14 protein-coding genes are annotated in these 15133 nt (G+C 66.7%); 8 read left to right on the plus strand and 6 right to left on the minus strand.

The annotated features are described in order from the left end of the window. Window positions 1-75: 75 nt before the first annotated feature. Genes hutU through hutI form a run of 3 tightly spaced genes read right to left on the minus strand, consistent with a single transcriptional unit; the run spans window position 76 to window position 4514 of the window. Entirely contained in the window at window positions 76-1746 is a 1671-nt protein-coding gene (gene hutU / locus QW861_RS14265; protein WP_316193196.1) for a urocanate hydratase, read from the minus strand. Window positions 1747-1755: 9 nt separating this feature from the next. After that, window positions 1756-3303, minus strand: coding sequence for a histidine ammonia-lyase (hutH, locus tag QW861_RS14270; protein WP_316193197.1), 1548 nt, complete (start codon window positions 3301-3303; stop codon window positions 1756-1758). Continuing rightward, entirely contained in the window at window positions 3300-4514 is a 1215-nt protein-coding gene (hutI, locus tag QW861_RS14275) for an imidazolonepropionase (RefSeq protein ID WP_316193198.1), read from the minus strand. Before hutI ends, hutH begins: the two co-directional genes overlap by 4 nt. Before the next feature lie 87 nt (window positions 4515-4601). Here hutI and QW861_RS14280 point away from each other — a divergent pair, with 87 nt between their 5' ends. The 5 genes from QW861_RS14280 (at window position 4602) to QW861_RS14300 (ending at window position 9538) form a co-directional block, all read left to right on the plus strand. Next, a complete protein-coding gene (locus tag QW861_RS14280; protein ID WP_316193199.1) occupies window positions 4602-5960 on the plus strand; it encodes a formimidoylglutamate deiminase in 1359 nt (452 codons plus the stop codon). After that, window positions 5957-6694 (plus strand): histidine utilization repressor, encoded by a 738-nt coding sequence (gene hutC / locus QW861_RS14285; protein WP_316193200.1) that lies wholly within the window; start codon window positions 5957-5959, stop codon window positions 6692-6694. The genes QW861_RS14280 and hutC overlap by 4 nt, the downstream gene beginning before the upstream one ends. Before the next feature lie 128 nt (window positions 6695-6822). Beyond that, window positions 6823-7767, plus strand: coding sequence for an ABC transporter substrate-binding protein (locus QW861_RS14290; RefSeq protein ID WP_316191963.1), 945 nt, complete (start codon window positions 6823-6825; stop codon window positions 7765-7767). A gap of 215 nt (window positions 7768-7982) precedes the next feature. Continuing rightward, the gene (locus QW861_RS14295; RefSeq protein WP_316193230.1) at window positions 7983-8756 is read left to right on the plus strand and encodes an ABC transporter permease; all 774 of its coding nucleotides are present in this window, start codon (window positions 7983-7985) and stop codon (window positions 8754-8756) included. After that, complete coding sequence (locus QW861_RS14300) at window positions 8753-9538, plus strand: ABC transporter ATP-binding protein (RefSeq protein ID WP_316193201.1); 786 nt, start codon at window positions 8753-8755, stop codon at window positions 9536-9538. Before QW861_RS14295 ends, QW861_RS14300 begins: the two co-directional genes overlap by 4 nt. A gap of 307 nt (window positions 9539-9845) precedes the next feature. Here the strand turns inward: QW861_RS14300 and QW861_RS14305 are convergent, their stop codons facing one another. Continuing rightward, complete coding sequence (locus QW861_RS14305) at window positions 9846-10133, minus strand: hypothetical protein (RefSeq protein ID WP_316193202.1); 288 nt, start codon at window positions 10131-10133, stop codon at window positions 9846-9848. Between the two features lie 17 nt (window positions 10134-10150). Further along, complete coding sequence (locus QW861_RS14310; protein WP_316193203.1) at window positions 10151-10912, minus strand: DUF899 domain-containing protein; 762 nt, start codon at window positions 10910-10912, stop codon at window positions 10151-10153. 86 nt (window positions 10913-10998) lie between these two features. Here QW861_RS14310 and QW861_RS14315 point away from each other — a divergent pair, with 86 nt between their 5' ends. Both QW861_RS14315 and QW861_RS14320 read left to right on the plus strand, forming a co-directional pair. Beyond that, window positions 10999-12219, plus strand: a complete 1221-nt coding sequence (locus QW861_RS14315) for a helix-turn-helix domain-containing protein (protein WP_316193204.1) — start codon at window positions 10999-11001, stop codon at window positions 12217-12219. A gap of 28 nt (window positions 12220-12247) precedes the next feature. After that, window positions 12248-12892 (plus strand): PQQ-binding-like beta-propeller repeat protein, encoded by a 645-nt coding sequence (locus QW861_RS14320; protein ID WP_316172543.1) that lies wholly within the window; start codon window positions 12248-12250, stop codon window positions 12890-12892. Between the two features lie 41 nt (window positions 12893-12933). Here QW861_RS14320 and QW861_RS14325 read toward each other — a convergent pair whose 3' ends face one another. After that, a complete protein-coding gene (locus tag QW861_RS14325; RefSeq protein ID WP_316172544.1) occupies window positions 12934-14085 on the minus strand; it encodes a hypothetical protein in 1152 nt (383 codons plus the stop codon). 209 nt (window positions 14086-14294) lie between these two features. On the opposite strand from QW861_RS14325, the gene QW861_RS14330 reads away from it, so the two are divergent. Continuing rightward, complete coding sequence (locus QW861_RS14330; protein ID WP_316172545.1) at window positions 14295-15116, plus strand: sugar phosphate isomerase/epimerase family protein; 822 nt, start codon at window positions 14295-14297, stop codon at window positions 15114-15116. Window positions 15117-15133: the final 17 nt, after the last annotated feature.

Below are 15133 nucleotides of genomic sequence, written 5' to 3' on the forward strand. Positions count from 1 at the left end.
CTGCGCCGCGACGCGTTCCCGCCGCGTTGCCAGCATGAGACCACAATCAGGGGCCGCTCTTCAACCCATCAGCGCTTAACGGACGAGGCTCGGCAGATCGAGACCATTGGCCTCGGCGCAGGCGATGGCGTCCTCATAGCCGGCATCGGCGTGGCGCATCACGCCGGTCGCCGGGTCGTTCCACAGCACGCGTTCCAGCCGCCGCGCAGCGTCCGCCGTGCCGTCGGCGACGATCACCATGCCGGCATGCTGCGAATAGCCGATGCCGACGCCGCCGCCATGATGCAACGACACCCATGTGGCGCCGCTCGCACAATTGAGCAGTGCGTTGAGCAGCGGCCAGTCCGACACTGCGTCCGAGCCATCCTTCATCGCCTCGGTCTCGCGGTTCGGGCTCGCCACCGAGCCGGAATCGAGATGGTCACGGCCGATCACGATCGGCGCCTTCACTTCGCCGCGGGCGACCATCTCGTTGAAGGCAAGCCCAAGGCGATGGCGATCGCCGAGCCCGACCCAGCAGATCCGCGCCGGCAGGCCCTGGAACTTGATGCGCTGCCTCGCCATGTCGAGCCAGTTGTGCAGGTGCTTGTTGTCCGGCAACAGCTCCTTCACCTTGGCGTCGGTCTTGTAGATGTCCTCCGGATCGCCCGACAGCGCCGCCCAGCGGAACGGGCCGATGCCGCGGCAGAACAACGGACGGATATACGCCGGCACGAAGCCCGGAAAATCGAAGGCATTCGCGAGGCCCATGTCCTTCGCCATCTGGCGGATGTTGTTGCCATAGTCGAGCGTCGGAATGCCCATGGCGTGGAAGTCGAGCATCGCCTGGACGTGGCCGACCATCGACGTCTTCGACGCCTGCTCGACCGCCTTCGGCTCCGAAGCACGCTTGGCTTCCCACTCTGCGAGAGTCCAGCCCTTCGGCAGATAGCCGTTGATCGGATCATGCGCGCTGGTCTGGTCGGTGACGATATCCGGCCGCACGCCACGACGCACGAGCTCGGGGAAGATCTCGGCGGCATTGCCGAGCAGGCCGACCGACACCGCCTTCTTGGTCGTCGCGGCGTCGGCCATCAGCGCCAGCGCCTCGTCGAGCGTCGTGGCCTGGCGATCGAGATAGCCGGTGCGCAGCCGCATCTCGATGCGGCTCGGCTGGCATTCAACGGCGAGCATCGAGGCGCCGGCCATGGTCGCCGCAAGCGGCTGCGCGCCGCCCATGCCGCCGAGGCCCGCGGTCAGAATCCACTTGCCGGAGAGATCACCGTTGTAGTGACGGCGGCCGACTTCGACGAATGTCTCGTAGGTGCCCTGCACGATGCCCTGGCTGCCGATATAGATCCAGGAGCCGGCCGTCATCTGGCCGTACATCATCAGGCCCATTCTATCGAGCGCATTGAAGTGATCGAGCGTCGCCCAATGCGGCACGATGTTGGAGTTGGCGATCAGGACGCGCGGCGCATCCGGATGGGTGCGGAAGATGCCGACCGGCTTGCCCGACTGCACGACCAGCGTCTGATCCGCCTCGAGCTTGCGCAAGGATGCGACGATGCGATCAAAGCTGTCCCAGTCGCGCGCGGCGCGGCCGATGCCGCCATAGACGATCAGTTCGCTCGGCTTCTCCGCCACATCAGGATCGAGATTGTTCATCAGCATGCGCAAGGGCGCTTCGGTGAGCCAGCTCTTGGCGCTGATGTCGCTGCCACGGGGAGCGCGGATCACCCGTTCGTTGTCCAGGCGTCGGTTCATGGGTCCCTCTCATCCAAGCTTGGGAAACGGATCGCGTCCGAGTGCATGCGTTGCAACCGTGGCCAGCACACCGCCACCGACGAGCGCGGCCGCCTTGGCGAGATCGTCGGCCATGTAGCGGTCGTGCACCAGCGCCGGCACATGCGCGCGAAGCGCGGCAATGACAGCAGACAGCGCCGCGCTGGTGCCGTGCGGCGCTCGCAGCTCGATGCCTTGGGCGGCGACCAGGAGTTCAATGCCGATGATGTGTGCGAGATTGTCGGCCATGTCGTGCAGCCGCCGCGCCGCATGCGCGGCCATCGAGACGTGGTCTTCCTGGTTGGCGCTGGTCGGCGTCGAGTCGATCGAGCACGGCAGCGCGCGCTGCTTGTTCTCGGCGAACAGCGCCGCGGCTGTGACCTCCGCGATCATGAAACCGGAATTGAGTCCTGGCTCCGGCGTGAGGAACGGCGGCAGGCCGAAATTCAGCGCGGGGTCGACAAGCGTAGCGATGCGCCGCTCGCTGATCGCGCCGAGTTCCGACAGCGCCAGCGCGATCTGGTCCGCCGCGAACGCCACCGGCTCGGCGTGAAAATTGCCACCGGAGATGATCTCGCCGGCGTCGGCCAGCACCAGCGGATTGTCGGTGACGGCATTGGCCTCGGTCACCAGCGTGCGCGCGGCCTGTATCAGCAGATCGAGCGCAGCGCCGGCGACCTGCGGCTGGCAGCGCAGGCAATACGGATCCTGCACGCGTTCATCCCCTTCGAGATGCGACAGCCGGATGGCGCTGCCGTCGAGCAGTTCGGTGAGCACGCGGCCGGCTGCGATCTGGCCGGGATGACCGCGCAGCGCCTGAATTTCGGGCCGGAACGGCGCCGTCGAAGCCATCGCCGCATCGACCGACAGTGCGCCCGTCACCAGGGCAGCGTTGAGCAGATCATGTGCGCGGAACAGACCGGCGAGCGCATAGGCCGTCGAGAACTGCGTGCCGTTGATCAGCGCCAGCCCTTCCTTCGGCCCGAGCGTAACCGGCGTGAGGCCGGCGCGCGCCAGCGCCTCGCGGCCCGGCACGAGCCGGCCGTCGACGAAGGCCTGGCCTTCGCCGATCATGACGGCGGTCATATGCGCGAGCGGCGCGAGATCGCCCGAGGCGCCGACCGAGCCCTGCTGCGGCACGAACGGCAACACACCTTGCGCCAGCATCGCCTGCAACTGTTCGATGATCTCACAGCGCACGCCGGAGGCGCCGCGACCGAGCGAGATGATCTTCAACGCCATCATCAGCCGCACCACCGGCTCAGGCGTCGCGGGGCCGACGCCGCAGCAATGCGAGAGAATGAGATTGCGCTGGAGCTGGGCCGTCTGGTCAGGCGGGATGCGCTTCGAGGCCAGCTTTCCGAAGCCGGTGTTGATGCCATAGACCGGCTCGGCGCCCTGCGCCGCCTTCGCCACGATCCCTGCTGCCGCTTCGACACGCGGCCAATACGCCGAATCCAGCGTGAGCGACGCGCCGGTGTAGACGCGCACAAGATCATCGACGCTGACGTGGCCGGGCTCTGCGATGATCGCGCTCATTGGCCTCTCCACACGCGCCGGTGCAGCGGGTTGAAGCCCATGCGGTAGACCAACTCCGCGGGACGGCCGATGTCCCAGATCGCAAGATCGCACCACTTGCCGGCCTCCAGCGTGCCGGTCTCGGCCAGCAAGCCCAAGGCCCGGGCGCCTTCGCGCGTGACGCCGGCGATGCATTCATCGACCGTCATCCGGAACAAGGTCGCCGCCATGTTCATGGTCAGCAGCAACGAGGTCAGCGGCGACGAGCCCGGATTGCAGTCGGTCGCCAGCGCGAGCTTTACGCCGTGCTTGCGAAACAGCTCGACCGGCGGCTTCTGCGTCTCGCGAATGAAGTAGAACGCGCCAGGCAGGAGCACCGCCACCGTGCCGCTCCGCACCATCGCAACAGCACCCGCTTCGTCGGTGTGCTCGAGATGATCGGCCGACAGCGCGCCGAACTCGGCCGCGAGCGCGGCGCCGCCGAGGTTCGACAACTGATCGGCATGCAGCTTGACCCGCAGGCCGAGCGCCTTGGCCGCAGCGAACACGCGCGATGTCTGCGCAGCGGAGAAAGCGATATTTTCCATGAATGCGTCGACCGCATCGGCGAGGCCTGACCTGGCAACCGCCGGCAGCATCTCGTTGCAGACGAGGTCGATGTAGCGGTCCTTGTCGCCACCGGCTTCGACCGGCAACGCATGCGCGCCGAGAAAGCTGGTGCGCACGCTGACCGGCCGCTGGCTGCCGAGCGCGCGGGCTGCGGACAATTGTCGCAGCTCTGTCGCGGCCTCCAGGCCATAGCCGGATTTGATCTCGATCGTCGTGACGCCTTCGGCGAGTAGCGCATCGAGCCGCGGCAGCGCGCGGGCGATCAATTCCTGTTCGCTGGCGGCGCGCGTCGCCGCGACGGTGGACACGATGCCACCGCCGGCACGCGCGATCTCCTCATAGCTCGCGCCGGCGAGCCGCAGCTCGAACTCGTGCGCACGGTCGCCTCCAAAGACAAGATGGGTGTGGCAGTCGACGAGACCCGGCGTGATCCAGCGTCCCTCGCAATCGATGCGCTCGGGCGCATCTCCATCTGCCGGAAACTCCGATTGCGGACCGGCAAAGGCGATGCGGCCATCGCGTGCAGCGATCACGCCCTGCTCGATCACGCCGAGGCCCGGCTGCCCCTCGCACAAGGTCGCGAGCCGCGCATTCTGCCAGATCCGGTCGAAACGCTGGGCCATGCTGCCTCCCCCTTCACGAAAGCTTGACGGGCGATATGTCTATACATAAACTTAGCTCCGCCGTCCTGTCCAGCGGGCTTATCGATCATGGCGTCACTGCACTTCGCATCCGCGCTTCTGCCCAGGGGGTGGGCCGAGGACGTGCAGGTCGTCATCAGCAATGGCGCAATCGAGTCGGTATCCGCCGGCGTGCCTCCGACCTCCGACGACGAGCAACATGAGGTCGCGATCCCCGGCATCGCCAGCCTGCACAGCCACGCGTTCCAGCGCGGCATGGCCGGGCTTGCCGAGATCAGCGGCCACTCGACGGATACGTTCTGGACCTGGCGCGAGACGATGTACCGTTTCGCCCTGTCGATGCGCCCCGAGGATGTCGAGGCGGTCGCGGTCCTGCTCTATGTCGAGATGCTGGAGCGCGGCTTCACGCGGGTCGGTGAATTCCATTATCTGCACCACGATCGCGACGGTACGCCTTACGCCGATGTCGCCGAGATGGCGGTGCGCATCGCCGCGGCGGCCCAGACATCCGGCATCGGCCTGACCCTGCTACCGACCTTTTACGCGCATGGCGGCTTTGGCGGCGCGGCGCCGCATGACGGCCAGCGGCGCTTCATCTGCGATATCGATCAGTTCGCCAAACTGCTGACGGCCTCCCGCAAGGCAATCAGCTCGCTTCATGGCGCCAATCTCGGCATCGCGCCGCACAGCCTGCGCGCGGTGGCGCCGGATGAACTGGCCGCGCTGCTGCCGCTCGCCGATGGTGGCCCTATCCACATTCACGCCGCCGAACAGGTGAAGGAGGTCGAGGACTGCCTCGCCTGGTCCGGCCAGCGCCCGGTGCAATGGCTGCTGGATCATCACGACCTCAACGATCGCTGGTGCCTGATCCACGCGACGCATATGACGGCGGATGAAACGGCGGCGCTTGCGAGGAGCGGCGCGACGGCGGGCCTTTGTCCGGTCACCGAAGCCAGCCTCGGCGACGGCATCTTCCCGGCACGCGACTATCTGCGCGCGCGTGGGCGCATCGGCGTCGGGACCGACTCGAACGTGCTGGTCGGCGTGAGCGACGAGTTGCGCCAGCTCGAATACGGCCAGCGGCTGACGCATCGTGAGCGCAACGTGCTGACGTCAGGTCCGGATGCGTCGACAGGCCGCACGCTCTTGGATGCCGCTCTTGCTGGCGGCGCACAGGCGCTGGCGCAACCGCTCGCCGGCCTGCAGGTCGGCGGCCGCGCCGACATCCTCACGCTCGATCTGTCGCATCCGTCGCTCGCAGGGCGAACGCGCGATGCGCTGCTCGACGGCTGGATCTTCGCGACGTCGCACGGCGCCATCGATTGTGTCTGGGCCGGCGGCGCCAAGGTCGTGCAGGGAGGCCATCATCGGTCGCGCGAGGCGGCAAGGCGCGGCTTTAACACGGCGGTGCGGAGGCTGCTCGCATGAGCCTCGCCGATGACAGCGCCAAGCCGGGAGCCGGCACGCTCTACAAGACGATCCGGCAGGACATCGAGCGCCGCATCCTCACCGGCGAATGGCCGCCCGGCCACCGCATCCCGTTCGAGCACGAGATCATGGAGCATTACGGCTGCTCACGCATGACCGTGAACAAGGCACTATCGGAGCTCGCCCAGGCCGACCTGATCGAGCGGCGTCGCCGTGCCGGAACGTTCGTGCGGCGTCCGCAGTTCCTGTCGGCGGTGCTGAAGATCCCCGACATCCGCGCCGAGATCAGCGCGCTCGGCCGCGCCTATGGCTATGAACTGATCTCATCGACGCGCCGCACCGCCAACGCCGCCGATCGTGAGCGCCTCGGCGTCAAGACACCGTGCAAGGTCATCGCGATCCGCTGCCGGCACAGCGCCGACAACGTCCCGTTCGCGATCGAGGACCGGCTGATCGATCTCGACGCCGTACCCGATGCCGCGAAGGCGAATTTCAAGATCGATCCACCGGGCTCCTGGCTGCTGCATCACGTGCCCTGGACCGAGGCGGAGCACGCGATCAGCGCCATCGTCGCCGACGACGCAATCGCCGAAGGCCTCGACATCGCGGTCGGCGCACCCTGCCTCGTGATCGAGCGCCACACCTGGCGCAAGGGACAGCCGCTCACGGCTGTCAGGCTGCTCTATCCCGGCGAGCAGCATCGTCTCGTGGCGCGGTTCAGGGGCAGCGAATGAGACAGCTCACCCGCGCCCGAACTGAGCATGGGATTTGCAAGCACGCTTGCAGAGATGAGCGGAGATCGCAGCCGTCACGGCTGCGAGCCGCACGAAGGGCTTTCTTCTCACAGCAAAGGACGATGACGATGCGCAGATTTGGGCTACTCGCAGTAACTGCCGCGCTCCTGGCCTCGACGACCGCCTATGCCGACGACGTCAAGGTCGGTATCGGCATTTCCGGCTGGACCGGTTTTGCGCCGCTGACCTTGGCGAAGGAAGCCGGCATCTTCAAGAAGAACGGCCTCGACGTCACCATCAAGAAGATCCCGCAGAAGGATCGCCACCTCGCCATCGCCGCTGGAGACGTGCAGTGCGCGGCGACCACGGTCGAGACCTGGATCTCCTGGAACGCCAACGGCGTCGCCACCAAGCAGATCTTCCAGCTCGACAAGAGCTACGGCGCCGACGGCATGGCCGTGCGCAACGACATCGCCTCCATCAAGGACCTCAAGGGCAAGACCGTCGCAGCATCCGCGCCCGGCACCTCGCCCTATTTCGGGCTGGCCTGGATGCTCAAGAAGAACGGCCTCACGGTGAAGGACGTCACCATCGTGAACCTGGAGCCGGCCGCGGCCGCGCAGGCCTTCGTCTCCGGCCAGAACGACGCGGCGATGACCTACGAGCCGTATCTGTCGACGGTGCGCGCCGCTCCCGACAAGGGCAAGATCATCGCCACCACCCTGGATTATCCGATGGTGATGGACACCTTCGGCTGCACGCCGAAATTCCTCACCGAGAACCCCAAGGCCGCCAAGGCGCTCGCCGACAGCTACTACGAGGCGCTCGACATGATCGCCAAGGACCAGGCCAAGGCCTATGAGATCATGGGTGCCGACGTGAAGCAGACGGCTGAGCAGTTCGGCAACTCCGCGAAGTATCTGCGCTGGCAGGACAAGGCCGCGAGCCAGAAGTTCTTCGAGACGGAGTTCAAGACCTTCAACAAGGAGGCGGCCGAGCTCCTGCTCGAGGTCGGCATCATCAAGCAGATCCCGAAGATCGAGGATCTGTATGATGCGAGCTTCATCAAGTAGGCGCTGAAGCGTGCCCCGCACGATCCGTCATTGCGAGCGAAGCGAAGCAATCCAGGACCCGGCGTGAGACTCTGGATTGCTTCGTCGCTTCGCTCCTCGCAATGACGGTGTTGAGGCATCCCGCCCGATATTGAGCAGCGTATTCCGAAGCCAACTCAACATCAGCGGCCCGCGCCCCCTCGCGGGCCGCACCCAACACGAAAGCCCGATCCGTGATCCGTCCTCTCGATCCCGTCAGCGCCAGGTCAAGAACAGCGCTCGGCCTCGCCTTCTTCGTCGTGTTCGTCGCGGCGTGGTCGCTGGCGACGTTTGGCGGCTATGTACCGAAGACGTTCCTGGCAGATCCCCTGACCATGCTGCGCGAGGGCTGGGACCTGCTTGTCAAGTTCGGCTTCCTCACCGACATCGGCATGACCGTGTGGCGCGTCGTCGGCGGTTTCGTGCTCGCGGCCGTCATCGCCGTTCCGCTCGGCCTGTTGATGGGCGCCTACAAGCCGATCGAGGCGTTCCTCGAGCCGTTCGTCTCCTTCGCGCGCTACCTGCCTGCCTCCGCCTTCATCCCGCTCCTGATCCTGTGGGCCGGCATCGGCGAGTTGCAGAAGCTCCTGATCATCTTCATCGGCTCGGTGTTCCAGATCATCCTGATGATCACCGTCACCGTCGGCAACACGCGGCGCGACCTCGTCGAAGCCGCCTATACGCTCGGCGCCAGCGATCGCGGCATCATCGGCCGCGTGCTGCTGCCCTCGGCGGCGCCCGACATAGCCGAGATCCTGCGGCTGGTGCTCGGCTGGGCCTGGACCTACGTCATCGTCGCCGAGCTGATCGGCTCGTCCTCCGGCATCGGCCACATGATCACCGACAGCCAGGCGCTACTCAACACCGGGCAAATCATCTTCGGCATCATCATCATCGGCCTGATCGGGCTGATCTCGGATTTCCTGTTCAAGGCATTCAACGCCTGGCTGTTCCCGTGGAAGCTCGCATGACCACGCTCGTCATCGATCAGGTCACCCGAATTTTCCCGGCCCGCCAGGGCCACGCGCCGACGCGCGCGCTGGAGCCGGTCGCGCTCACGATCGGCAACAACGATTTCGTCACCATCCTCGGCCCCTCCGGCTGCGGCAAGTCGACCCTGCTGCGCATCGTCGCCGGGCTCGACCATCCGACGAGCGGCAAGGTGCTGCTCGACGGCCGCGAGGTCGAAGGCCCCGGCGCCGATCGCGGCATGGTGTTCCAGTCCTACACGCTGTTTCCCTGGCTCACCGTGCGTGAGAACATCGCCTTCGGCCTGCGCGAGCGCGGCGTGCCTGAGGACAAGCGCAACGCCGTCGCCGACCGCTTCATCCAGCAGATCGGCCTTGAGGGTTTCGAGAACCACTGGCCCAAGCAGCTCTCCGGCGGCATGCAGCAGCGCTGCGCGATCGCGCGCGCGCTCGCCAATGATCCGAAGATTCTGCTGCTCGACGAGCCGTTCGGCGCGCTCGACAACCAGACCCGCGTGCTGATGCAGGAGATGCTGCTCGGCATCTGGGAGCGCGACCAAAAGACGGTGCTGTTCGTCACCCACGACATCGAGGAGGCGATCTTCCTCGGCAGCCGCGTGCTGGTGATGAGCGCCCGCCCGGGCCGCATCAAGGCCGACATCAAGATCGAGCTGCCGCATCCCCGCTCCTACAAGATCAAGACCTCGCCGGAGTTCATCGCGCTGAAGGAGCGGCTGGTCGAGGAGATCCGCGCCGAGGCGCTGAAGGTGGCCGCGGAGGCGTGACGCCGCGCTGTCGCGGTGCGCGGTGTTTAACTGTGCGCTCAAACTGGCGGTGATGCTTGCGGAAACATACCCCTCACCCAAGTGAGTGTGCCGCGCTGTCTTACATGCCCTCTCCCACAAGGGGAGAGGGCGCAGTAACTGGCCCTGCGCTGGCTCGAATGGCGAGCAGTACTTTCCCAACGGTCGCCGCGACAAGACTGCCCGATACAGCGCCCTCGCCCCTTGTAGGAGAGGGCATCGCCGGCCCACCCGCGGGCTCGCTCAGGTGAGGGGTCTCTCTCGGCAACCAACGCTGGTCGACGCCGAACTAACTCAAAGGCTGCTGCGATCGAGCCCCGGCGGACCTCGCCCTCGGCAGGCTCCGCCGCATCCGCTTCAGCCACGGCACCAAGTGAAACGCGCTCATCAGCAGATACATGACCGTCATGTCGCCGAGCGGCGCGCCCGCTGGCATCGCCGAGCAGATCATATCTGCCCGGCCGTCGCGGGCCATGGCGTTCAGCACCGCCATCAACGCGAAGGTCGGCGCCGCAGCAAAGCGGAGTGCCTCAGCGAGGTCCGGCATCACGCGCCGCTTGGACGGGACGAACGCCATGGCTTCGCTCCCTGCTCTCAGCGTGCCGCGTATTCGTCGCGGCGGCGCCACCACACGCCCTGCTCGTTGCGGCCCTTCGGCGCGCGGTCGAGCCACTGATAGGCGCCCCACAGCCCATCGAGGCCACGGGCGTAGCTCGAATAGGTGTGGTAGACGACGCCGTCTTCGACAATGAAGGCACTCATGCCCGGGCGGTCGCGCATGAAGGTGGCGCCGTCCGTGCCCGTGCCGGCGGCGACTTCCGCCACCATGGCCGGGACGTCGGACGGCTTCATCGGCGGGCTGGTGCGGTAGTTGTACTCGCTGCCCCCCTGGCGCTGCTGCTCCTCGGTGATCGCGACATTGAAGTCGAAGTTGAAATCGCTGCTCGCCGACGACGCCCAGGGGAAGCTCCAGCCCATGCGGCTCTTGTAGGCCCTGAGCTTCGCCAGCGGCGCGCGCGACACCGCCCACAGCATCACGTCGTGATTGGCGAGATGGACCTGGAAGCCGTTGAAGCCGTCGGAGATCATCGAGCAGGACGGGCAGCCGGCCTGGAAGTCGGGGCCGAACATGAAGTGATAGACGAGCAGCTGCGAGCGGCCCTGGAACAGATCGGGCAAGCTGGCAGGCCCCTCCTCGGTATCGAAGCGATAGGCCTTATCGACGCGCACCCAGGGCAAGGCCTGGCGACGCTGCGCCAGTTCATCGCCGCGGCGGGTGAACTCCTTCTCGGCCTGCAGCAAATCGAGGCGTGCCTTGAGCCAGTCTTCGCGAGTTCCGGTGAGATGCATGGTCATGTCGGTGTTCCTTTTGCGTGTTGACCGCATCTGAGACTAGGATCGCCGCGGGAGGAATGCGGAGTGACAAGTGTGGCGGGATTTGCATGGACTCGCTGATCTCGGCGGCGGCACAGGCGCTGGCCGCGGGTGATCCGCTCGGCGCGCTCAATCGCGTCGCGCTGCGCGACGATCCGCCGGCGCTGGCGCTGCGCGGCATCGCGATGGCCAGGCTCGGCGATGTCATCAGGGCGAAGGCGCTGCTGCGCCAGGCCGCGCGCAGCTTCGGCCCGAAGGCGGCCATGGCGCGCGCCCGCTGCGCCGTGGCGGAGGCCGAGATCGCGCTGGCGGCGCGCGATCTGTCATGGCCGACGAAGGCGCTGGCCGAGGCGCGCGCAACGCTGGAGCAGCACGGCGACCGCACCAATGCCGCCTATGCGCGGAGCCTCGAAATCCGGCGCATGGTCCTCATCGGCCACCTCGATGACGCCGAGCGGGGGCTCGCCGATCTCGATCCCTCACCGCTGCAGCCGGCGGCGCGCACCATCTATGAACTGATCGTCGCCGGCCTGGCGCTGCGCCGCCTGCAGACCAAGGCGGCGCAGGCGGCGCTCGAGCGGGCCGGAGCCATGGCCTGGCGGACGCGGAGTCCGGAGCTGCAAGCCGAGGTCGAGCGGCTCGCGGCCACGCTGTCCGCGCCGGCCGCTCGCTTGATCCGAGGAGGCGAGCAACGGCTGCTGCAGCTCGATGAGGTCGAAGCGCTCTTCCGATCCGACGGCCTGATCGTCGATGCCTGCCGGCTCGTGGTGCGCCAGGGCAGCCTCGTCGTGCCGTTGGCGCGGCGTCCGGTGTTGTTTGCTCTCGCCCGCAGGCTGGCGGAGGCGACGCCCGATGATGTCTCGCGATCGGAGCTGATCGCCGCGGCTTTCCGCGGCAAGGAAGCCGATGAGTCGCATCGCGCCCGCTTGCGTGTCGAGATCGGGCGCTTGCGCCGGCTCTTGAAAGACATGGCCGACGTCAATGCGACGCGCGACGGCTTTGCCCTGCTGCCGCGCGATGGCCGCCGCGTCGTCGTACTGGCACAGCCGATCGAGGACGAGAATGCGCCCGTGCTCGCCTGCCTCGCCGACGGCGAGGCGTGGTCGAGCTCCGGCCTTGCGCTGGCGCTCGGCGCCAGCCAGCGCACGATGCAGCGCGCGCTCGACGCGCTCGCTCTGTCCGGCAAGGTCCAGTCGTTCGGCCGCGGCCGCGCGCAGCGCTGGACCTGTCCGGTGGTGCCGGCATTCGCGACCAGCTTGTTACTCCCGGCGTGGTCGTCGCTCGATTAGCGTTCGGCCGTCAGCAATGGAGAAGATCATGACACGCGCACCTGCAGAGATCATCCGCGAATACGGCCCGTTCGACGGCACCGACCGCGTCAACGGCGTCAGCTATGACGGCAAGCAGGTGTGGATTGCGACCGGCGCCAGCATCAAGGCGTTCGATCCTGCCGACGGCGCGGTCCGCAAGTCGCTCGACGTGCCCTCGCATGCCGGGACCGCCTTCGATGGCAAGCATCTCTATCAGATCGCCGAAGATCGCATCCACAAGGTCGATCCCGACAGTGGCCGCGTGCTCGCGACGATCCCGGCGCCCTCGGGCGGTGGCGATTCCGGGCTGGCCTGGGCTGAAGGGGCGCTCTGGGTTGGTGCCTATCGCGACCGCAAGATCCACCAGATCGACCCGGCAACTGGGCAGATCCTGCGCAGCATTTCCTGCACGCGCTTCGTCACCGGCGTGACCTGGGTGGATGGCGAGCTCTGGCACGGCACCTGGGAGGACGATGTCAGCGACATCAGGCGCATCGATCCCGCGACCGGCGAGGTGCTCGATCAGCTCGACATGCCGGTCGGCACCGGCGTCTCCGGCATGGAGTCCGACGGGAGCGAGACGCTGTATTGCGGCGGCGGCGGCAGCGGCAAGGTGCGTGCGGTCAGGCGGCCGAAGCAGGCACGGGGGTAACACGCAAATGAGCCACGGCAGGCTCAGCGAGCGGAGGCAGCCTACTTCGCGATGGATGTGAACGCCGCCTTGCGAAAGTTGGCGTTGGCTTCCTCGCGCGTCTGCAACTGCTGGCCGCCGCCGCTGACCGGCTTGGTCGGCGTGATCACGGAGAACAGGACGAAGCCGCCCGCCTTGCGCGGGAAGATGAAGTACTCGGCGATGTCCGACTTCTCGCTGTCCTCGCAGGACGACATGCCGCGGAACACCACCGCGCTGTCGACCAGCTCGCTGTTGCGGGCGGAGATGAACTTGCCTTTGCAGTCGCGGGCGTCGTTGCCGATGATCGTGGCAGCGACCTCGAGGCCGTCCAGGTTGCGCTGCGGCGGCACGATCCGAACGAAGCCGGTGGCATTGTCCGCCTTCCAGGCGACGCCGCCTGCGGTCAGCCACACCGGCCGTTCGCCGCCGCCGAGGATCGCCGGATGCGACAGCGCCGCCTTCAGAATGAAGTTGGAGGCGATCTGCATCGCCTCGAGCTGCAGCTCGGGCGAATCCTCGGACGCACGTGCCGGCTGCACGCTCGCCGTCGCGGCCGGCGTGGTCGCGACGGGGGGCGCGGCCTGACGCTGCGCCGAAGCGGCGCCGGGCTGCACCGTGAAGTTCGTCGCCGCGGCCATCCCACCGGCATTGATCATGCGCACACAGTTCGCCAGCGAGGGCAACAGCACGGAGGTGCCGTTGAGATCGAACTGGAACAGGTTGCCCTGTGCGAAGGCGGACATCGTCCGCGCCGCCCGGAACGCCTTGATCAGGCTGGAATCGTTCGGCATCGGAACCACGACCATGTTGGCCGACCAGACCGAGCCCTCGACGTTGTACGAATTGCGGCCGTCGAAGCTGAGCACGATGGGAAACTTCTGCCCCTGCGACAGCGACCAGCTCGGATGAATGAAGGCGAGCGCCCAATTGTAGGTCGGCAGCGCGAGCACGCCGAAATTGATGCCGCTCTTGTAGCTCGCCGAGGCAATGCAGCTGGAGAACTTGCCGGTGTTGTCGTCAGTATAGGCGCCGCCCGACCATCCGGCGACCGAGATCGTGCCATACGGTCCCTTCGCGTAGGCAGCCGCTATCAAGGACGCCTCGATCAGCGCCACTGAGGTCAGTATCAGGACCGACAGCATCGCGCCAAGGATTGCCCGCCGCACCGTCATCGCACATCCCCTTTTTTGCCGCATTGTTGCAATTCCCGCGGCTACGTCAAGTAGATCCCGAGCGCGTTCGTCTACCCCAGGAATAGAACGACTGCGGCCTGCCGCGGGCTCAACCACACAAGATGTCGCGGTCGCCATCCACAGCCCTTCATGGGGGCGTCATCGAACTCCGCTAGCGCTCACGAGGTCTCAAGAAGGGATCTCGCCAAATGTCCGCCACGCTGCCTGTCCTGGGCGCCGCCCTCTCCGTCAAATCGATTCCGGCCCACACCGACTGGCTGCTCGAGCGCCAGCGGGATCTCGAGATCCAGGACTTCTTCCGCGCCGACCTGCTCGACAGCGACTGGCGCGGCACCGCCAAGGATATCAAGTCGATGCTGTCGGGCCATACCGGCCGGCTCGGCATCCACGGCCCGTTCTGGGGCTTCACCATCGCCAGCCACGATCCGATGATCCGCCGCGCGGTGACCAAGCGGCTGCTGCAGGGCCTGGAAGTCGCAGAGTTCCTCGGCGCCACCCAGATGGTGATCCACTCGCCCTACACGACCTGGGACTACAACAACATCGACATGCTGCCGGACAATCGCGAGGCGCTGATCGAGCGTGTCCGTGCGACGCTGTCCGACGTCATCGCCTCGGCCGAGCAGGCCAATTGCGAGCTGGTGATCGAGAACATCGAGGACAAGGATCCGCTGGATCGCGTCACGCTTGCCAAGGCGCTGGGCAGCAGCAAAGTGCGCGTGTCGCTCGACACCGGCCATGCCAACTACGCGCATCATTCCACCGGCGCGCCGCCGGTCGACTACTATGTCGATGCCGCCGGCGACATGCTGACCCATGTGCATCTGCAGGACACCGACGGCTATGCCGACCGACACTGGGCGCCCGGCGAAGGCAACATTCGCTGGATCGCCGTGTTCCGCGCTTTGGCGAAGCTCAGCTCCAATCCGCGCCTGATCCTCGAATTGCGCAACCACGATCACGTCAAAGCCGGCGCAGCGCACCTCGCCGCGCTCGGCCTCGCTCAGTAAGCCAACGACCGTCATTT

The sequence above is a fragment of the Bradyrhizobium sp. SZCCHNRI1029 genome, from assembly GCF_032487555.1.
In the GTDB taxonomy this organism is placed as follows: domain Bacteria; phylum Pseudomonadota; class Alphaproteobacteria; order Rhizobiales; family Xanthobacteraceae; genus Bradyrhizobium.